Annotated in this window: 16 protein-coding genes; 13 read left to right on the top strand and 3 right to left on the bottom strand. The window is 62.9% G+C overall.

Annotated features, from left to right (window positions below; all coding sequences use genetic code 11):
• Positions 1 to 86 precede the first annotated feature (86 nt).
• A complete protein-coding gene (locus ACODR6_RS24085; protein WP_489024837.1) occupies positions 87 to 1100 on the bottom strand; it encodes a zinc-dependent alcohol dehydrogenase family protein in 1014 nt (337 codons plus the stop codon).
• A 107-nt stretch (positions 1101 to 1207) separates the two neighbouring features.
• Between ACODR6_RS24085 and ACODR6_RS24080 the strand changes: the two genes are divergently transcribed.
• The 3 genes from ACODR6_RS24080 to ACODR6_RS24070 all read left to right on the top strand — a co-directional run bounded on the left by ACODR6_RS24080 (position 1208) and on the right by ACODR6_RS24070 (position 5353).
• Positions 1208 to 2107, top strand: coding sequence for a LysR family transcriptional regulator (locus ACODR6_RS24080; protein ID WP_489024836.1), 900 nt, complete (start codon positions 1208 to 1210; stop codon positions 2105 to 2107).
• A 145-nt stretch (positions 2108 to 2252) separates the two neighbouring features.
• Positions 2253 to 2789: a biliverdin-producing heme oxygenase gene (locus tag ACODR6_RS24075; RefSeq protein ID WP_489024835.1), complete on the top strand. Its 537-nt coding sequence runs from the start codon at positions 2253 to 2255 to the stop codon at positions 2787 to 2789.
• A complete protein-coding gene (locus tag ACODR6_RS24070; protein ID WP_489024834.1) occupies positions 2786 to 5353 on the top strand; it encodes an HWE histidine kinase domain-containing protein in 2568 nt (855 codons plus the stop codon). Before ACODR6_RS24075 ends, ACODR6_RS24070 begins: the two co-directional genes overlap by 4 nt.
• Before the next feature lie 4 nt (positions 5354 to 5357).
• Here ACODR6_RS24070 and ACODR6_RS24065 read toward each other — a convergent pair whose 3' ends face one another.
• The gene (locus tag ACODR6_RS24065; protein WP_130283934.1) at positions 5358 to 6002 is read right to left on the bottom strand and encodes a TetR family transcriptional regulator C-terminal domain-containing protein; all 645 of its coding nucleotides are present in this window, start codon (positions 6000 to 6002) and stop codon (positions 5358 to 5360) included.
• A gap of 282 nt (positions 6003 to 6284) precedes the next feature.
• Between ACODR6_RS24065 and ACODR6_RS24060 the strand changes: the two genes are divergently transcribed.
• From ACODR6_RS24060 to ACODR6_RS24045, 4 genes are all read left to right on the top strand, one after another.
• Positions 6285 to 7538 carry a Zn-dependent hydrolase gene (locus tag ACODR6_RS24060; RefSeq protein ID WP_489024833.1) on the top strand — a complete coding sequence of 418 codons (1254 nt, stop codon included), beginning with the start codon at positions 6285 to 6287 and terminating at the stop codon, positions 7536 to 7538.
• A gap of 40 nt (positions 7539 to 7578) precedes the next feature.
• Entirely contained in the window at positions 7579 to 7785 is a 207-nt protein-coding gene (locus ACODR6_RS24055) for a hypothetical protein (protein WP_112711402.1), read from the top strand.
• Positions 7786 to 7903: 118 nt separating this feature from the next.
• Positions 7904 to 9358, top strand: a complete 1455-nt coding sequence (gene hydA / locus ACODR6_RS24050) for a dihydropyrimidinase (RefSeq protein WP_489024832.1) — start codon at positions 7904 to 7906, stop codon at positions 9356 to 9358.
• 17 nt (positions 9359 to 9375) lie between these two features.
• On the top strand, positions 9376 to 9756 hold the full coding sequence (locus tag ACODR6_RS24045; protein WP_489024903.1) for a hypothetical protein: 381 nt from the start codon (positions 9376 to 9378) through the stop codon (positions 9754 to 9756).
• A 2-nt stretch (positions 9757 to 9758) separates the two neighbouring features.
• On the opposite strand, the gene ACODR6_RS24040 is transcribed toward ACODR6_RS24045, so the two are convergent.
• On the bottom strand, positions 9759 to 10172 hold the full coding sequence (locus ACODR6_RS24040) for a cupin domain-containing protein (RefSeq protein ID WP_112711404.1): 414 nt from the start codon (positions 10170 to 10172) through the stop codon (positions 9759 to 9761).
• Between the two features lie 99 nt (positions 10173 to 10271).
• Here ACODR6_RS24040 and ACODR6_RS24035 point away from each other — a divergent pair, with 99 nt between their 5' ends.
• The 6 genes from ACODR6_RS24035 to ACODR6_RS24010 all read left to right on the top strand — a co-directional run bounded on the left by ACODR6_RS24035 (position 10272) and on the right by ACODR6_RS24010 (position 19194).
• Positions 10272 to 11054 carry an ABC transporter ATP-binding protein gene (locus tag ACODR6_RS24035; protein WP_489024831.1) on the top strand — a complete coding sequence of 261 codons (783 nt, stop codon included), beginning with the start codon at positions 10272 to 10274 and terminating at the stop codon, positions 11052 to 11054.
• Positions 11055 to 11228: 174 nt separating this feature from the next.
• Positions 11229 to 12113 (top strand): ABC transporter permease, encoded by an 885-nt coding sequence (locus ACODR6_RS24030; protein WP_112711406.1) that lies wholly within the window; start codon positions 11229 to 11231, stop codon positions 12111 to 12113.
• A complete protein-coding gene (locus ACODR6_RS24025) occupies positions 12110 to 13237 on the top strand; it encodes an ABC transporter permease (protein WP_489024830.1) in 1128 nt (375 codons plus the stop codon). The genes ACODR6_RS24030 and ACODR6_RS24025 overlap by 4 nt, the downstream gene beginning before the upstream one ends.
• Positions 13238 to 13294: 57 nt before the next feature.
• Entirely contained in the window at positions 13295 to 14266 is a 972-nt protein-coding gene (locus tag ACODR6_RS24020; RefSeq protein WP_112711408.1) for an ABC transporter substrate-binding protein, read from the top strand.
• A gap of 415 nt (positions 14267 to 14681) precedes the next feature.
• A complete protein-coding gene (locus tag ACODR6_RS24015) occupies positions 14682 to 15875 on the top strand; it encodes an efflux RND transporter periplasmic adaptor subunit (RefSeq protein WP_489024829.1) in 1194 nt (397 codons plus the stop codon).
• Between the two features lie 13 nt (positions 15876 to 15888).
• On the top strand, positions 15889 to 19194 hold the full coding sequence (locus ACODR6_RS24010) for an efflux RND transporter permease subunit (protein ID WP_112711410.1): 3306 nt from the start codon (positions 15889 to 15891) through the stop codon (positions 19192 to 19194).
• Positions 19195 to 19293 lie beyond the last annotated feature (99 nt).

Below are 19293 nucleotides of genomic sequence, written 5' to 3'. Positions count from 1 at the left end.
ATTGCAACATCATGGTCGCTTGCCTGCAGGAGTAGCAAGCCTGCGAGTTGATGAAAGGCTCCCGCTGATCCGCGGGAGCCGGTGTTTCAGAAGGTGATGACGATCTTGCCGAAGGGGCCGCGGTCGAGATGCGCCAGCGCTTCCGGCAGGTCCTCGAAGGCATAGGCCTTGTCGATCACCGGCTTGATGCCCGATATATCGACCGCCCGCACCAGATCCTCCAGCGCCCGGCGATGGCCGACGCTGATGCCCTGCACCGTCGGCGACTTCAAAAGCAGCGGCGCAACCGGCCCGGAGATCTCGAAGCCCTCGAGCACGCCGATGACATGGATATGCCCGCCGACCGCCACGGCCTTCAGCGCCTCGCCGAAATTCGTCCCGCCCGCGATTTCAAGAATCTGGTCGGCGCCGTAATCGTTGGTCAGGCCGTAGAGCGTCTCCACCCAGTTTTCCCGGCCGAGGCCGTGATCGGCGCCGATGGCGCGGGCGCGCTCCAGCTTGTCCGTGCTGCCCGACGTGACAAAGACTTCGGCGCCATGCGCCTTGGCGATCTGCACGCCGAACAGCGCCACACCGCCCGTCCCCTGGATCAGCACCTTCTGCCCGGCCTTCAGCTTGCCGCGCTCGACAAGCGCAAACCAGGCCGTCAGACCGGCGCAGGGCAGGGTGCTGGCTTCGGCCGCATCGAGCGTATCCGGCGCCTTGGCGAACCAGTCCTCTGAGAAGGTGAGATAATCCGAGAGCACGCCGGGATAGATGCCGCCGAGCGTGCGGTAGGGCGGATTGCGCGCATCGCCAAGATTCTTGCCGTCGATCCAGCCGGGAGAGAAGGTCGAGATCACCCGGTCGCCCGGCTTGAAGCGCGTCACACCGGGGCCGACCGCCTCGACGATACCGGCCATGTCGGAGGCCGGAACGAAGGGAAACTGCAGCGGCAGGCCCATGCCGGTTTCCAGCACCAGCTTGTCGCGATAATTCAGCGATACCGCCTCCGTGCGCACCAGAACCTGATTGTGCCCAGGATCCTCCGTCCGCGCCTCCGATATCTTCAGGTTCTTCGGGCCGATCCCGTCGATCGTCCACTGCCTTGCCTTGGTCATCGCATCTGCTCCTTTGCCTGTTCAGCGAATAGAGCCATGCTATCGTTGAACTTGGCGCCGCAGTTGCGATATAAATTCCCAAGATCGGCTCCACAGAGGATACAATCATGGAGAAGCTCGGCGGCATCTCCGTCTTCGTCGAAGTCGTGGAAGCCGGCGGCTTCTCGGCGGCGGCAAGCGGGCTCAACCTGACGCGCTCGGCAGTCGGCAAGACCATCGCCCGGCTGGAGGAGCGCCTCGGCGTGCGCCTCTTTCACCGCACCACCCGGGCACAAAGCCTGACCGACGAGGGCCAGTTCTTCTACGAACGCTGCCTGAAGGCGCTGGAGGAAATCCGGATCGGCGAGGCGCTGCTCGAGGCTGGCAAACGCACGGTGCGCGGCAAGCTGCGCGTCTCCATGCCGGTGATCTTCGGACGCCAATGCATCGCCCCGATCCTCGTCTCGATGCTCGACGAACATCCGGAGCTGGAGCTCGACCTCTCCTTCAACGACCGCATCGTCGATCTGCTCGACGACGGCTACGATCTGGCGATCCGCAACGGACCGCTGAAGGACGACGAGAACATGATGGCGCGGCTGATCGCCCACCAGCGGCTGACGGTCTGCGCCTCCCCTTCCTATCTCGAAAAACACGGCACGCCGAAAACGCTGGATGATCTCGCCCGCCACACCGGCATCATCTACGGCAAGCAGGACAGCCACCGCACCTGGGTCTTCCCTGCTGATGACGATCCCTGGAGGCGGGTACAGCCGCAGTCCCGGCTGCGCATGGACGATCTCGCCACCATCTGCGATCTCGCCGTCGACGGCGCCGGCCTCGTCTGGCTGCCCTGTTGGATGGTGCGCGAGCATGTGGCAGCCGGCCGCCTCGTCCGCGTCCTCGCCGATGTCCGCCCGGTCGTCTTCCAGTCCCATGCCGTCTGGCCGCGCTCGCCGGTCATGCTGCCGAAGGTGCGCCTGGCGATCGACACGCTCGTCGAGCGCCTGCCGCGGCTCATGGAGTGAAACCGCGAAATTTACCAAGCCACCGAAGTCCCTGAATTTTTTATCCTATTCACTGGAAATCATGAAAGCCTGCCGTATATCGCTTGAAAGCCGGGCTGCAATGATGCGGCATGTCGGATTATGATCGAACGGAACAGCAGTCATCATGTCACTTCGAAACGCGCTGCGCGCGGGCACCAGCGATTGCCACGCTGACGTCGATGCTCTCTTTGGCCGGTTCGATCTTGGGCGCGAAGCCGATTACCGGGCTTTCCTGTCGGCCCATGCGCGCGCCGTTCCCGCTGTCGAAATCGCCCTTGAGAATTCCGGCATCGAACGGCTGATCCCCGACTGGAAGGAGCGCCGCCGCCGCGATCTGCTGGTGGACGATCTCGCCGCCTTGAACGCGCCGCTGCCGCCCTCGCTCGCGGCACCCGATATGCCCGATGATGCGAGCCTTCTCGGCGCCGTCTATGTGCTCGAAGGCTCCAAGCTCGGTGGCGCCATGCTGGCCAAGGCCGTCGGCGACGGATTACCCGCCGCCTATCTCAGCCCCTTCGGCCCGAAGGGCGGCATGAAGGCCTTCATGGATATGCTGGATGCGTCAGGCGCCGATGAGGCAACCGCCGTCGAAGCCGCCCGCGCCATCTTCGCCCTGTTCCACAAGGCAGCCGCGATGGAACTGGAGATGGCCGCCTCGTGAGCGAAACCTTCGACCGCGTCGACCTCACCAATTGCGACAGAGAACCGATCCACCGCCTCGGCGCCATCCAGCCGTTCGGTTTCCTGCTTGTCTCCTCGCCCGACTGGCTGATTTCCCGCGCCTCCGAAAATCTCGAGCAGTTCCTCGGCGTCAGCCACAGGGATGTGCTGGGTCACCCGCTGTCCGAGGTGATCATGTCGCAGACGCTGCACACGCTGCGCAACCGCCTCGCCGTCATTCGCGGACCGGATATCGTCGAGCGCCTGTTCGGCATCCAGTTTTCCGAAAGCGGCCCGCTCTTCGACGTGGCGCTGCATATCAGCGACGGCCAGGTGGTGATCGAGGCCGAGCCTTCGCAGGACGGCAGCCAGGGCGGAACGACATTGTCGATCCGCAGCATGATGGCCCGCCTCGACCAGGCCGAGACGATGGAAGCCTTCTTCCGCGAAGGCGCCCGCCAGGCCCGTGCACTCACCGGCTTCGACCGCGTCATGGTGTATCGCTTCGACGAGAAGGGTTCCGGCGAAGTCGTGGCGGAAGCGGCGCGGCCCGGCATCGGCTCCTTCCTCGGTCTGCATTACCCGGCCTCCGATATTCCGGTTCAGGCCCGTGCGCTTTATGTGCGCAATCTCTTCCGCATCATCGCCGATGTGAACTCGACGCCTGTCGGCATCCAGCCTGAAGTCGACGAGCACGGCCGCGCGCTCGATCTTTCGATGTCGATCCTGCGCTCGGTGTCGCCGATCCATATCGAGTATCTCAAGAACATGAGCGTCGGCGCCTCGCTGTCGATCTCGATCATCGTCGACGGCAAGCTCTGGGGCCTCTTCGCCTGCCACCATTATTCCGCCCGCCTGCCCTCCTTCGAGCGCCGCTCGACATCAGAGCTGTTCGGCCAGATGTTCGCCTCGCGTCTCGAAAGCCGCGAGCGGCGCCTCGCGCTGGAATTCGAGACCAAGGCCCGGCGCATCGCCGACCGGTTGCTGACCTCGGTTGCAGACAATGCCAGCCTGCTCGACGATCCGACCTGGCTGATCGATGCGCTCTCCGACGCCATCCCTGCCGATGGCATCGGTGTGTGGATCAACGGCCGCTCGGCGCTGACGGGCCTTGCGCCCTCGCAGGAGCAGTTTGCGGGGCTGGTCAGGGTTCTGAACCGTACCTCCTCCGGCCGCGTCTTCACCACTGATCATCTCGAGGAATTCTTCCCGGATTCCGGCATCGACGGCACCGTCGCCGGGCTGATGGCGATCCCGATCTCGCGCTCGCCGCGCGATTACGTCATCCTGTTCCGCCAGGAGATCGTCCGCACCGTCCGCTGGGCCGGCGATCCGCACAAGCCGGTCGAATATGGCCCGAACGGCCCACGGCTGACACCGCGCAAGAGCTTCGAGAGCTGGTCGGAGCTCGTTCGCGGCCGCTCGCAGCCGTTCACGGCAGCCGAAAAGCGGGTGGCCGATACGATCCGCGTGACGCTGATCGAGGTGATCCTGCGCCTGGCCGATGAGGCGAGCGCCGTGCGCCAGCAGGCAAACGAGCGCCAGGAAATCCTGATCGCCGAGCTCAACCACCGCGTCCGCAATATCCTCAGCCTGATCAGCGGCCTGATCCGCCAGTCGCGCACCGGCGATGGCGATATCGGCGAGTTCGTCGGCCAGCTGGAAGGCCGCGTCCAGGCGCTGTCGCGCGCCCATGACCAGATCACCAGGGATCACTGGGCACCGGCCTCGCTGCGTTCGTTGCTGCAGGCGGAAGCCGCCGCCTATCTCGGCAAGAATGCCGCCCGCGTCATCATGCGCGGCGACGAGGTTTTGCTCGGGCCGCAGGCCTTCTCGACCGCAGCGCTCGTCTTCCACGAACTGGTCACCAACAGTGCCAAATATGGCAGCCTCTGCGATAGCGGCACGGTTGCCGTCTCCTGGAAGAAGGATGCCAAGGGCAATCTGCTGATCGAATGGCGCGAGGCCGACGGCCCCGCCGTCAAGGCGCCGAAACGCCAGGGCTTCGGCACGACGATCATCCGCCATTCGATCCCCTACGATCTCGGCGGCAAGGCGGAAGTACGCTACGCGCCGTCGGGCCTGGAAGCCGATTTCACCATTCCGGCGAAATACGTGACCTTTGCCCAGGGGCCGGTCTCGATCCTGCCGGAGACCCGCGAGGAACCTGTCGCGCGTGCAGCAACGGCGATCTCCGAAAAGCCGCTGCAGGGCTGCAGCATCCTGCTCGTCGAGGACAACCTGATCATCGCCATGGACGGCGAGGACATCTTCCTGCAGCTCGGGGCAAAGGACGTGGCGCTGGCGCCAAGCGTTGCCCAGGCGCTCGATATCGTCGCCACAAGGCATTTCGACCTGGCGGTTCTCGACGTCAATCTCGGGGAAGAGACCAGTTTCCCGGTTGCCGAAAAGCTGGTGAAGGCAGGAACGCCGCTCGTCTTTGCAACGGGTTACGGCGAGGCCGTGACTCGAAACTTCAACGGCGCCAATATCCTGCAGAAGCCCTATACGATCGAAAGCGTCGCAGCCGCGCTCGACAAGATGATGCCGCTGAAGAAGGCCTGAAACGTCAGGCGGGCTGCACCATCAGCCCGCCGACGAAGAGCTGTTCGAGAAAGCGTGCGGCATCCTCGAAACGTCCGGTACCGGAATGCTCCTGGCCAAGTACGGCCCGGACCTGCACGTCGAAGTCGGCATAATGCTGCGTGGTCGACCAGATCGAGAAGATCAGGTGATAGGGATCGCATTTGGCGATCTTGCCGGCCTTGGCCCAAGTGCGGATCACCTCGGCCTTCTCGTCGACAAGGCTCTTCAGCGGCCCCTTCAGCTCGTCCTCGATATGCGGCGCGCCCTGCAGCACTTCGTTGGCGAAGAGCCTGCTCTCGCGCGGAAAATCGCGCGCCATCTCAAGCTTGCGGCGAATATAGCTGCGGATTTCCGATTCCGGATTGCCCTCGGCATTGAAGGCGCGCAGCGGCTCCAGCCAGGTGTAGAGCACCCGGTCGATCAGCGCGCGGTGCATCGCTTCCTTGGTGCGGAAATAATAGAGGAGATTGGGCTTCGACATGCCGGCAGCGGCGGCGATCTGGTCGATCGTGGAACCACGGAAGCCGCTGACCGAAAACACGTCGAGCGCCGCTTCGAGAATCTGCTCTTCCTTCTCTTCCTGGATGCGCGTCCGGCGCTGCGTCCTGGCTGCTCTCGGAATGGCCATATGGCTGTCGTTTCCCTCACAAATTCAACTGCTTCAATCAAGTTTTCGGAAGCAGGTCCCCACCCGCAATTTTGTCGGCATTTTTGCTGTTTTACGTCTTGAGCCCAGCGACGGAAGCTGTAATGTTTACCAATCGGTCAAATTATCCGTCAGATGCAAAATAAAGGCAACGGCGGATTTTCCAGCGCAAAGAAAACAAATAATCGCGCCGGGAATTGACCAAGGGAGCAGACCGGACATGCTGATGGCATGACTGATGAAAACAGGCGAGGACTTTCAGATATGGTGGCAGCACCAGGCGAAAACATGCGCGTCAACGGGGACCGTCTGTGGGACAGTCTCATGGACATGGCGAAGATCGGCCCCGGCATTGCCGGCGGCAACAACCGCCAGACGCTGACCGACGCCGATGGCGAGGGCCGCAGCCTCTTCAAGACATGGTGCGATGCCGCGGGCATGACCATGGGCGTTGACAAGATGGGCACGATGTTCGCGACCCGCCCCGGCACCGATCCCGATGCCCTGCCGGTCTATGTCGGCTCGCATCTCGACACCCAGCCGACCGGCGGCAAGTATGACGGCGTGCTCGGCGTGCTCGCCGCCCTCGAGGTCGTGCGCACGATGAACGACCTCGGCATCAAGACCAAGCACCCCATCGTCGTCACCAACTGGGCCAATGAGGAAGGCGCGCGCTTCGCGCCCGCCATGCTGGCGTCCGGCGTCTTCGCCGGTGTTCACAGCATGGATTATGCCTATGGCCGCAAGGACCCCGAGGGTAAGACTTACGGCGACGAGCTGAAGCGCATCGGCTGGCTCGGCGACGAGGAAGTCGGCGCCCGCAAGATGCACGCCTATTTCGAATATCACATCGAGCAGGGCCCGATCCTCGAAGCCGAAAACAAGCAGATCGGCGTCGTGACGCACTGTCAGGGCCTGTGGTGGCTGGAATTCACCCTTACCGGCCGCGAAGCCCATACCGGCTCGACGCCGATGAACATGCGCGTCAATGCCGGTCTCGCCATGTCGCGCATCCTGGAAATGGTCCAGGGCGTCGCCATGAGCGAACAGCCCGGCGCCGTCGGCGGTGTCGGCCAGGTGTTCTTCTCGCCGAATTCCCGCAACGTCCTGCCCGGCAAGGTCGTCTTCACCGTCGACATCCGCACGCCCTCCCAGGAAAAGCTCGACCGCATGCGCGCCAAGATCGAGGCCGAAGCGGCCAAGATCTGCGAAGCGCTCGGCGTCGGCTGCTCCGTCGAGGCCGTTGGCCATTTCGACCCCGTGACCTTCGACCCGGTCCTCGTCGGCCGCGTCCGTGACGCCGCCGAAAAGCTCGGCTACTCCCACATGAACATCATTTCCGGCGCCGGCCACGACGCCTGCTGGGCCGCCAAGGTGGCGCCCTCCACCATGGTCATGTGCCCCTGCGTCGGCGGCCTCAGCCACAACGAGGCCGAAGAGATTTCCAAGGAGTGGGCAACCGCGGGCGCGGACGTGCTGTTCCATGCGGTGGTGGAGACGGCGGAGATTGCCGGATGACGAATGCTCCCTTATATTTTCATATCGAAGGGATTGAGCAATGTCCGACAAGGTCACGAACGAACTTATCTACGAGACGCTCAAGCGGATGCAGGAAACTCTTGCGCTCCACACCCAATACCATCTCGAGACCAAGGAACGGATCGGTTTCCTTGAACAGCAATATGCCAGCATCTCGCGACGCGTGGATCGCATCGATGAACGGCTTGACCGCGTCGAACGCAGGCTCGGTCTCGTCGAGGCCTGAACAAGCATTGCCGGGATTCTCGTCCGGGGAGACATCTGAAAGCGATTAAACTGCTCGGCACGGCGCGACGGCACCGTGAACGGTGTCCCTCGTCTCACAAAGAAAATAGGGAACGATCATGAGCACAGTCATCAAGGGTGGAACCATCGTCACGGCTGACCTGACCTATAAGGCGGACGTTAAGATCGAGGGTGGCAGGATCGTCGAGATCGGGCCGAACCTGTCTGGCAACGAAGTGCTGGACGCCTCCGGCTGCTACGTCATGCCCGGCGGTATCGATCCGCATGTGCATCTCGAAATGCCCTTCATGGGCACCTACTCCTCCGATGACTTCGAAAGCGGCACGCGCGCCGCTCTCGCCGGCGGCACGACGATGGTCGTCGATTTCTGCCTTCCCGATCCCGGCCAGTCGCTGCTCGATGCGCTGAAGCGCTGGGACAACAAATCGACCCGCGCCAATTGCGACTACTCCTTCCACATGTCCGTCACCTGGTGGGGCGAGCAGGTCTTCAACGACATGAAGACCATCGTGCAGGAAAAGGGCATCAACACCTTCAAGCACTTCATGGCCTACAAGGGCGCGTTGATGGTGAACGACGACGAGATGTTCGCCTCGTTCCAACGCTGCGCCGAACTCGGCGCGCTGCCGCTCGTCCATGCCGAAAACGGCGATGTTGTCGCAGCCATGCAGCAGAAGCTGATGGATGAGGGCAATGATGGACCCGAGGGACACGCCTATTCGCGCCCGGCCTCGGTCGAAGGCGAAGCGACCAATCGCGCCATCATCATTGCCGACATGGCGGGCGTGCCGCTCTATGTCGTCCACACCTCCTGTGAACAGGCCCATGAAGCGATCCGCCGCGCCCGCCAGAACGGCATGCGCGTCTATGGCGAGCCGCTGATCCAGCACCTGACACTTGACGAGAGCGAATATTTCAACCGCGACTGGGATCACTCCGCCCGCCGCGTTATGTCCCCGCCCTTCCGCAACAAGCAGCATCAGGACTCACTCTGGGCCGGCCTTTCCGCCGGTTCGCTGCAGGTGGTGGCGACCGACCACTGCGCCTTCACGACCGACCAGAAGCGCACCGGCCTCGGCGACTTCCGCAAGATCCCGAACGGCACCGGCGGCCTCGAAGACCGCATGCCGATGCTCTGGACCTATGGCGTCGCGACCGGCCGCATCACCATGAACGAGTTCGTCGCGGTCACCTCCACCAACATCGCCAAGATCCTCAACGTCTATCCGAAGAAGGGCGCGATCCTCGTCGGCGCCGATGCCGATATCGTCGTCTGGGACCCGAAGCGCTCCAAGACGATCTCGGCCAAGAGCCAGCAGTCGGCGATCGATTACAACGTCTTCGAGGGCAAGGAAGTCACCGGCCTGCCGCGCTATACGCTGACCCGCGGCGTCGTCGCCATCGAGGAGTCGACCATCAAGACGCAAGAGGGCCACGGCCAGTTCGTCAAGCGCGAACCCTTCCAGGCGGTCAACAAGGCGCTCTCGACCTGGAAGGAGCTGACCGCTCCGCGCAAGGTCGAACGCACCGGCATCCCGGCAAGCGGGGTGTGACATCGATGCGCGGCCATGTGATTTTGACGATTGTCTCCCTGGCCGCGCTCTCCACCGCGGCGCTTCCTGCTGCAGTATGGGCCGATACGCTGCCGATCAAGGGCAGCTACGGCAACAAGGATGGCTGCGCCTATGCCAAGTCGGGCGAGAGCACCGGCTCCGACAATTTCTTCCTGCTGACCTCCGAGGCGATCACCACGGCCGCTTCCTATTGCGAGATCAAGAAGCTGGTGAAGACCGAGGGCAAGAATTTCACCGCCACGGTCTCCTGCCAGGCCGAGGGTGAGGAAGGCGAGAGCGAGGATACGGCGAAGATCACCTCCGGCCCCAAGGGCTACACGATCGGCCTTGCCTCGGATGCGGGCATCAAATGGGGGCCGCTGCCGCTATGCAAGTAGGCTCAATCCGGCACGCGGCTGTCGAGTTCCGGCAGCAGAACGACGCTCTCCTGCTCGTTGGGATCTGTCCGCGCGATGATCGCCGTGCAGGGCGTGCTGCTGAGATTGGCGGGCAGATGCGGAACGCCGGCCGGGATGTAGAAAAGTTCGCCGGCATGGACGACAACATGATGCTCCAGCTCGTCGCCATACCAGGTATGAGCCTCGCCGGAGAGCATGTAGATCGCCGTTTCATGCGCCTCGTGCAGATGCGCCTTGGCGCGCACGCCGGGCGGAATCGTCAGAAGATGCATGCAGATGCCTTTCGCGCCGACCGTCTCCGCGGCAATGCCCTCGAAATAGCTGAGCCCCTGCTTGCCGTCATAGGCGTGGCTGGGACGAACAATGTGGCAGGTGGGCTTTGACTTCGCGTCCATTCTCATCCTCCATGGACTTTGCCGCGGTCTTTGCAACCGGGCAGCATCATAACATGCAAACCGCGCCGCTGCGGGGAAAACAGGACTGGTAACCTATCGATGCAAGCAGCCTCCGTCGTATCCGCCAAGGATCTCTGTCTCACCTTCCAGACGAATGACGGGCCGGTGCATGCGCTGAGCAATGTCAATCTCGATGTCAACAAGGGCGATTTCGTCTCCTTCATCGGCCCCTCCGGCTGCGGCAAGACGACGTTCCTGCGCGTCATCGCCGATCTGGAGAAGACGACCTCGGGCGAAATCAGCGTCAACGGCATGACGCCGGAAGAGGCTCGAAAGGCGCGCGCCTACGGTTATGTCTTCCAGGCCGCCGCCCTCTATCCCTGGCGCACGATCGAGAAGAACATCGCCCTTCCCCTTGAAATCATGGGCTATTCCAAGGCCGAGCAGAAGAAGCGCATCTCCGAGGCGCTCGAACTCGTCGAGCTCGTCGGCTTCGACAAGAAATTCCCCTGGCAGCTTTCCGGCGGCATGCAGCAGCGCGCCTCGATCGCTCGCGCGCTCGCCTTCGACGCCGATCTGCTCCTGATGGACGAGCCCTTCGGGGCGCTGGACGAAATCGTCCGCGACCACCTGAACGCCGCGCTCCTGAAGCTCTGGTCGCGCACCAACAAGACGATCTGCTTCGTTACCCACTCGATCCCCGAGGCCGTCTACCTCTCCACCAAGATCGTCGTCATGTCCCCCCGCCCCGGCCGCGTCACCGATATCATCGACTCGACCCTGCCGAAGGAACGCCCCCTCGATATCCGCGAGACGCCGGAGTTCCTGGAGATCGCCCATCGGGTGCGCGATGGCTTGAGAGCGGGGCATAGTTATGAGTGAGTTGATGTTTCAGTCCGCGGCTGCCCCCCTCTGCCCTGCCGGGCATCTCCCCCACAAGGGGGGAGATCGACTCGTGGCGAGCGGGTGCGCCCAGCTAATCTCCCCACCTGTGGGGGAGATGTCCGGCAGGACAGAGGGGGGTAACCCCACCCTCCCAACCCATCGGGAGGCCGCATGAAACCCGACACCCTCAAGGACAAGATCGGCCCCGTCCTCACCATTCTCGCGGCCCTCGTCGTCATCTGGTACGTCGCCGCCGTCTTCATGAACGCGCCGTTCCAGCGCGACATGGACACGCGCAACAACATCACGCCGACGACCTCCGAGTTCATCTCCGCGACACTCTCCCAGCCGAAGCCGATCCTGCCCGCCCCGCATCAGGTGGCGCAGAATGTCTTCGAGAATACGTTTCTCAGAAAACTCTCGAGCAACCGCAGCCTCGTCTATCATGCCGGCGTCACGCTATCCTCCACGGTGCTCGGCTTTGCGCTCGGCACCGTGCTCGGCATCCTGATCGCCGTCGGCATCGTTCATATCAAGGCGCTCGACCGCAGCCTGATGCCGTGGATCATCGCCTCGCAGACGGTGCCGATCCTGGCGATCGCGCCGATGGTCATCGTCGTTCTCGGCTCGATCAACATCACCGGGCTGATCCCCAAGGCGCTGATCTCCACCTATCTCTCCTTCTTCCCAGTCGCCGTCGGCATGGTGAAGGGGTTGCGGTCGCCCGAGGTCATGTATCTCGACCTGATGCGCACCTATAATGCCAGCGCCGCACAAACCTTCTGGAAGCTGCGCGTTCCCGCCTCCGTGCCCTTCCTGTTCACCTCGATGAAGGTGGCGATTGCCGCGAGCCTCGTCGGCGCCATTGTCGGCGAACTGCCGACCGGTGCGGTCGCCGGGATCGGCTCCAAGCTGCTCGCCGGTTCCTATTACAGCCAGACGATCGATATCTGGGCCGCGCTCGTCGCCGGTTCGGTGCTGGCGGCCCTCCTCGTCGCCATCGTCGGGCTCGCCGCCAGGATCGTCGATCGCGCCATGGGCGGGAGGCCGGCATGAAGTACCTGACCTTCTCCTGGCAAAGCGCACTGGCGCTGATCCTCTGTCTGGCAGCGCTCTTCTCTCTGCCGCTGCTGACGGAAGCCGCCCCCGCTCCCTTCAGTAGCCAGACGACGACGCTCGTCATCCTGCTGGTCGCCGCCGCCGCCATCCTGTCGCTGACGGCGCTGCCGTTGCTCTATTCGGCAACGGTGCTGCTGCTTGCCTCCTTCGATGCCGCCTGGCTGCTTTTGTCGGGGATCGCAGGCAACGAGGGGCTGGCGACCCGCTCCTTCTTCCTGCTGATCGCCGCCTGCTGGCTGCTCGCCTGGCGCTCCGTCAGCCTGCTGTCGGAAGTGCGGCCGGTCTCGAACACCGGCAAATCCTTCCTGCGGCTCCTGATCCCGGCGATCTTCGGCGCCTGGATCCTGATCCTCTGGGAAGCGGCCACCCGCGCCGGCGGCATCCCCTTCGTCATCCTGCCGCCGCCGAGCTCCATCGGCCTGCGCATCGTCAACTCCCTGCCGATCCTCGGCGAGGACGTGCGCCAGACGATCTTCAAGGCGGTGCTGTTCGGCTATGTCGTCGGCTGCGCCTCCGGCTTCATCGTCGCGATCCTCGCCGATCGTGTCGCCTTCCTGCGCCGCGGCCTCTTGCCGATCGGCAATATGGTCTCGGCGCTGCCGATCATCGGCGTGGCACCGATCATGGTCATGTGGTTCGGCTTCGACTGGCCGTCGAAAGCCGCCGTCGTCATCATCATGACCTTCTTCCCGATGCTGGTGAACACGGTGGCCGGTCTTTCCGCCTCCGGCGCCATGGAACGGGACCTGATGCGCACCTACGCATCCGACTATTGGCAGACGCTCCTGAAGCTCCGGCTTCCGGCCGCAATGCCGTTCATTTTCAACGCACTGAAGATCAACTCGACGCTGGCGCTGATCGGTGCCATCGTTGCGGAATTCTTCGGAACCCCTATCGTCGGCATGGGCTTCCGCATCTCTACCGAGATCGGCCGCATGAATGTCGACATGGTCTGGGCCGAAATCGCCGTCGCGGCGGTGGCTGGCTCGGTTTTCTACGGGGTCGTCGCCCTTGCCGAACGGGCGGTGACTTTCTGGCATCCGTCTATCCGTGGTGGTTAGACGTCGCTTTATTCCCGCAAATGGGTCTGGGGCATAACTTCAGAGGGAAAAAAGAAAATGAAGAAGTTGATGGTTGCAATGATGGCGAGCGCCATGTCGCTTGCCGCCGCTCACGCGATGGCGGCCGACAAGGTGACGCTGCAGCTGAAGTGGGTCACGCAGAGCCAGTTCGCCGGCTATTACGTCGCCAAGGACAAGGGTTACTACGAAGAAGAAGGCCTCGACGTCGATATCAAGCCGGGCGGCCCGGACATCGCGCCCGAGCAGGTCATTGCCGGCGGCGGCGCCGACGTGATCGTCGACTGGATGGGCGGCGCGCTGGTTGCCCGCGAAAAGGGTGTTCCGCTCGTCAACATCGCCCAGCCCTACCAGAAGTCGGGCATGGAAATGATCTGCCGCAAGGATGGCCCGGTGAAGACCGAAGCCGACTTCAAGGGTCATACACTCGGCGTCTGGTTCTTCGGCAACGAATATCCGTTCTTCGCCTGGATGAACAAGCTCGGCCTGAAGACCGATGGCGGCGCCGATGGCGTGACCGTCCTGAAGCAGAGCTTCGACGTGCAGCCGCTGCTGCAGAAGCAGGCCGACTGCATCTCCGTCATGACCTACAATGAATACTGGCAGGCAATCGATGCCGGCCTGAAGCCGGAAGATCTCACCGTCTTCAACTACACGGCCATGGGCAACGACCTCCTGGAAGACGGCCTCTATGCCATGGAAGACAAGCTGAAGGACCCGGCCTTCAAGGAAAAGATGGTCAAGTTCGTCAAGGCTTCGATGAAGGGCTGGAAATACGCCACCGAAAACCCGGATGAAGCAGCCGGGATCGTCGTCGATGCCGGCGGCCAGGACGAAAATCACCAGAAGCGCATGATGGGCGAAGTGGCCAAGCTGATCGGCGACGGCAGCGGCAAGCTCGACACCACGCTTTACGACCGTACGGCCAAGGCTCTTCTCGACCAGAAGATCATCAGCAAGGAGCCGTCGGGCGCCTGGACGCACGACATCACCGACGCTGCAGCCAAGTAAGCGGCCGGTCTGAAATCACGGGGACGCGCGGAGAAATCCGCGCGTTTTCTGCTTTTTAAGCATCAACGGCGATTTTTTCGAGAGGCGATGTCGGATCAGCCCTGCTTCAATCGTCTTTGGCTTATACGCTGCGATCAATCATCGGAATGCAAACATAACCAGCCGGTGATTGATCTATACGTAAACGGTAATTAATGTGCGCCCACGGGGAATTATTTTCTGCCGGTCTTGTACGTTGCGCAAATCGCTACCACGTACATCACCGGATTTGCCGTTCGGGGGACTTCTCTGTAAGAGAGACGGCAAATAATGCGGGAATACCTCTGAGAGCACAGAGACGGGAATGGCCTGTTCGCAAGCTGCAGCATAGCTGCGCGTTTTTGGCCGACCATTTGACATAACTGGATGATGACGCATGGCACGCACGCTTGAAATACTACGCGCCTCCACCCTCCTGATCGCCGGCATTCTTGCCGCGCCCGTTGCGTTTGCGCAGGAAAACCAGCCGCCGAAGGCGCAGCAGAACCTGCCCGTTATCGTCGTCACGACCGCTACGAAGCGCGCCCTCGTTGACCGCGTGATCGGCACCGGCACCATCCGCCCGGTCGAAGAAGTTTATATTCAGCCGCAGGTGGAAGGTCTTTCGATCCGCGCGCTGAACGTCGATGTCGGCGACAAGGTTGAAGCCAACAGCACGCTGGCGACCCTGAACGAAGACGCCCTCCTGTTGCAGAAGGCGCAAATGATGGCGACCAAGGCCAAGGGTGAGGCAAGCCTCGCCCAGCTGCGCGCCCAGCTTCTGGAAGCCAAGGCGACCGCCGAGCAGGCCCGTCTGCAGCAGACCCGTTCGTCCGAAATGGGCAAGAAGGGCACCGTTTCCACCGCGCAGGTCGAGCAGGCCGATGCCGCCGCCGCCACCGCCAACGCCCGCGTGAGCTCTGCCGAGCAGGCGATCGAAGTTGCCATCGCCGATCTGAAGGTCGCCGACAGCCAGATCGCCGATGCCGATCTGAAGCTGGCGCGCACGGATGTGAAGACCCCGGTTTCCGGCGTCATCTCCGCCAAGAACGCCCGCATCGGCGCCATTGCCGCCGGCAACGGCGATCCGATGTTCACCGTCATCAAGGATAGCGCCATCGAACTGGTCGCCGAGCTCTCCGAAACCGATATCCAGAAGATCGCGGTCGGCCAGCGCGCCATCGTCACGCTGTCGGGCAGCCGCACGAAGATCGAGGGCAAGGTGAGGATCGTCTCTCCGACCGTCGATCAGGCAACCCGCCTCGGCCTCGTGCACATCTCGATCGATGACGAGAGCGCGGCACGCTCCGGCATGTATGCCAGCGCCGAGATCATCGTCGCCGAGAAGAGCGATATCGCCCTGCCGCTGTCTGCCGTCACCACCGGCCGCGATGGCTCGACCGCAAGAAAGGTCGAGGATGGCATCGTCAAGCAGGTGAAGGTCACGACCGGCATCCAGGACGGCGGCTTCGTCGAGATCGCCGACGGCCTCAAGGAAGGCGACACCGTTGTCGCCAAGGCCGGCGCCTTCGTTCGCGACGGCGACAAGATCACAGCTGTTACCGAAGCCGTATCGGCACAATCGAACTGACCGGGGCTAATCCATGAATTTCTCTGCATGGTCCATCCGAAATCCGATTGCGCCGCTGCTCGCTTTCGCGCTGCTGCTCTTCGTGGGCATCCAGGCATTTTACAAGCTGCCGATCACCCGCTTCCCGAATATCGACGTTCCCGTCGTTTCGATCACCGTGACCCAGAGCGGTGCCTCGCCGGCCGAACTCGAAATGCAGGTGACTAAGGAGGTCGAGGACGCTGTCGCCTCGATCAGCGGCATCGATGAAATCCAGTCGACGGTGACCGACGGCCAGTCGCAGACGGTCGTCGTCTTCCGCATCGAGAAGCCGACCGCCGAAGCCGTTCAGGACACCAAGGACGCGATCGACAAGATCCGCAGCGACCTTCCCGCCGGCATCGAGGAACCGATCGTCAGCAAGGTCGATGTCGAAGGACAGGCGATCCAGACCTTCGCCGTCTCCTCCCCCAACATGACGCTGGAAGAGCTCTCGTGGTTCGTCGACGACACCGTCAAGCGCGCCCTGCAGGGCCAGCCCGGCATTGGCCGTATCGACCGTTACGGCGGTGCGGACCGTGAAGTGCGCGTCTCGCTCGATCCCGGCAAGCTCGACGCCTACGGCATCACCGCGACCGACGTGAACCAGCAGCTGCGCGGCACCAACGTCAACCTCGGCTCGGGCCGCGGCCAGGTGGCGGGCAACGAGCAGACGATCCGTACGCTCGGCGACACGCGCGACGTCTCGCAGCTCAATTCCACCACCATCAGCCTGCCGAACGGCCGCTTCGTGAAGCTCTCGGAACTCGGCCGCATCGACGACACCTACGAGGAGCAGAAGTCTTTCTCGCGCTTCAACGGCACGCAGACGGTCACCTTCGCAGTGTTCCGCGCCAAGGGCGCCAGCGAAGTCTCGGTCGCCGAGACCGTCGCCACCAGCCTCGACGAGATCCGCAAGGCCAATCCGAACGTCAAGATCGAGATGGTGGACGACAGCGTCTACTTCACCTATGGCAACTACGAGGCGGCCCTTCATACGCTGATCGAAGGCTCGATCCTCGCCGTCATCGTCGTCTTCCTGTTCCTGCGCAACTGGCGTGCGACGCTGATCGCCGCCGTGGCGCTCCCCCTGTCGGCCATTCCGACCTTCTGGATCATGGATATCATGGGGTTCTCGCTGAATCTCGTGAGCTTCCTGGCGCTGACGCTGGCAACCGGTATTCTCGTCGACGACGCGATCGTCGAGATCGAGAACATCGCCCGCCATATCAAGATGGGCAAGACGCCCTACAGGGCATCGCTTGAAGCCGCTGACGAAATCGGCCTCGCCGTCATCGCCACCAGCTTCACGATCATCGCCGTCTTCGTGCCCGTTTCCTTCATGCCGGGCATTGCCGGCCAGTACTTCATCCAGTTCGGCCTGACGGTCGCCTTCTCGGTCTTCTTCTCGCTCGTCGTGGCGCGTCTGATCACCCCGCTGATGGCCGCCTACCTGATGCGCGCCGAAGACGGCATGGAAGACCATCATGACAATGACGGCTGGATCATGCGCGGCTATACCCGTCTCGTGACGGGCACGACGCGCAAATGGTACTGGCGCTACACCACGCTGCTCTGCGCCATCGCCTTCCTGATCGGCTCGATGATGCTGCTGAGCCGCGTGCCCGGCAGCTTCATGCCGCCGGACGATTCCTCGCGTGTCGTCCTGTCTGTGGAACTGCCGCCGAACGCCACGCTCGAAGACACTGCCGCCGCCTCCACCAAGGTCTACGATGCCGTGCGCGGGATCGACGGCGTCGAAAGCGTTTTCGTTCTCGGCGGCGCCTCGCCCAAGGGCGATCTGGAGCTGCGCCGCGCCACCGTTCGCGTCATCCTCGGCAATATCGATCATTCGCTGCTGAAGACCCTCGTCAACAAGGGCCTCGGCGGACTGCCTGTTATCGGCAACCTCGTGCCGAAGATGGAAGATCACGGCCGTACGCGTCCGCAGTGGGATGTCGAGAAGGATATCTTCGCCGCCGTGCGCGATATCCCCGACGTGCGCATCTCCAAGGTCAACGACCGCGCCGAGCGCGACCTCTCCTTCAACTTCCTCTCTTCCAACGAGGATGATCTGAACGAGGCCGTCAGCCTGCTGGAATCGAAGCTGCGCGCCTCGCCGATCCTGGCGAACGTGTCCTCGGAAGGCGCCCTGCCCCGTCCGGAACTGCAGATCCGTCCGCGCATGGCCGAAGCCTCGCGCCTCGGCATCACCCCGCAGCAGATCTCCGAGACGGTCCGCGTCGCCACCATCGGCGATATCGACGCCAACCTCGCCAAGATCTCGCTCGACGACCGGCAGATCCCGATCCGCGTGCAGGCATCGCTCGATGTCCGCCGCGATCTCGCCTCCATCCGCGCCATCAAGATCAAGACGGCGAGCGGCGCCAGCGTTCCGCTCTACAGCGTCGCCGATGTCGACTATTCGGAAGGCCCGAGCTCGATCAAGCGCAACAACCGCAACCGCGTCGTGGCCATCGGCTCCGACGTGCCCTTCGGCACGGCGCTCGATACGGCGAGCGCCGAATTCAAGCGCATCGTCGCGGCGACCGAATTGCCGAAAAGCGTGCATCTGGCCGAAAGCGGTGACGCCAAGGTTCAGGGCGAAATGGTCCAGAGTTTCGGCAATGCCATGCTGATGGGCCTGATGCTGGTTCTGGTCGTGCTGATCCTGCTCTTCAAGGACGTCATCCAGCCCTTCACCATCCTGTTCTCGCTGCCGCTTGCGATCGGCGGCGTGGCAGTGGCGCTGATCATCACGCAGAACGCGCTGTCGATGCCGGTGCTGATCGGTATCCTGATGCTGATGGGTATCGTCACCAAGAACGCCATCCTGCTCGTCGATTTCGCGATCGAGATGAAGCGGCACGGCATGGAACGTGTCGAAGCCATGGTCGAAGCCGGCCGCAAGCGCGCCCGCCCGATCATCATGACCTCGATCGCCATGTCGGCTGGCATGCTGCCCTCCGCACTCGGCGTCGGCGAAGGCGGCTCGTTCCGCGCACCGATGGCAATCGCCGTCATCGGCGGCATCATCGTCTCGACGGTCCTGTCGCTCGTCGTCGTGCCCTCGTTCTTCCTGATCATGGACGACCTCTCCCGCCTGCTCGGCTGGATGTTCGGCCGCCTGGTCGGCAAGAAGGACGAAGAGCAGCTCGCCATGTCCCGCGAGCAGCTGACCGACGCCGTCGGCTCCCTCAAGGACCGCGTCACCGCGATCGAGAACCCGGAAGCCAAGCAGAAGAACGCCAACAGCAACGGCAAGAACGTCCTGCGGCTACCGCCGTTTGCGGCGGAGTAGGCGTCTCGCTGAATTCTAAGCAAAACGGCCGGGTATTCCCCGGCCGTTTTTATTTTGTCATGCCGTTCTGTTTGACGGCATACCAAGCACAGGACAGGC

The sequence above is a fragment of the Rhizobium sp. FG96 genome, from assembly GCF_057808655.1.
Note: the sequence above shows the minus strand (reverse complement) of the source record. Positions and strands in the feature narration are given on the sequence as shown.

Coding starts and splice junctions, on each gene's coding strand:
- ACODR6_RS24075 (WP_489024835.1), top strand. CDS start 2,253: ATGTCACTTCGAAACGCGCTGCGCGCGGGCACCAGCGATTGCCACGCT.
- ACODR6_RS24030 (WP_112711406.1), top strand. CDS start 11,229: ATGAAACCCGACACCCTCAAGGACAAGATCGGCCCCGTCCTCACCATT.
- ACODR6_RS24035 (WP_489024831.1), top strand. CDS start 10,272: ATGCAAGCAGCCTCCGTCGTATCCGCCAAGGATCTCTGTCTCACCTTC.
- hydA (WP_489024832.1), top strand. CDS start 7,904: ATGAGCACAGTCATCAAGGGTGGAACCATCGTCACGGCTGACCTGACC.
- ACODR6_RS24085 (WP_489024837.1), bottom strand. CDS start 1,100: ATGACCAAGGCAAGGCAGTGGACGATCGACGGGATCGGCCCGAAGAAC.
- ACODR6_RS24020 (WP_112711408.1), top strand. CDS start 13,295: ATGAAGAAGTTGATGGTTGCAATGATGGCGAGCGCCATGTCGCTTGCC.
- ACODR6_RS24025 (WP_489024830.1), top strand. CDS start 12,110: ATGAAGTACCTGACCTTCTCCTGGCAAAGCGCACTGGCGCTGATCCTC.
- ACODR6_RS24065 (WP_130283934.1), bottom strand. CDS start 6,002: ATGGCCATTCCGAGAGCAGCCAGGACGCAGCGCCGGACGCGCATCCAG.
- ACODR6_RS24010 (WP_112711410.1), top strand. CDS start 15,889: ATGAATTTCTCTGCATGGTCCATCCGAAATCCGATTGCGCCGCTGCTC.
- ACODR6_RS24060 (WP_489024833.1), top strand. CDS start 6,285: ATGGTGGCAGCACCAGGCGAAAACATGCGCGTCAACGGGGACCGTCTG.
- ACODR6_RS24015 (WP_489024829.1), top strand. CDS start 14,682: ATGGCACGCACGCTTGAAATACTACGCGCCTCCACCCTCCTGATCGCC.
- ACODR6_RS24055 (WP_112711402.1), top strand. CDS start 7,579: ATGTCCGACAAGGTCACGAACGAACTTATCTACGAGACGCTCAAGCGG.
- ACODR6_RS24040 (WP_112711404.1), bottom strand. CDS start 10,172: ATGGACGCGAAGTCAAAGCCCACCTGCCACATTGTTCGTCCCAGCCAC.
- ACODR6_RS24080 (WP_489024836.1), top strand. CDS start 1,208: ATGGAGAAGCTCGGCGGCATCTCCGTCTTCGTCGAAGTCGTGGAAGCC.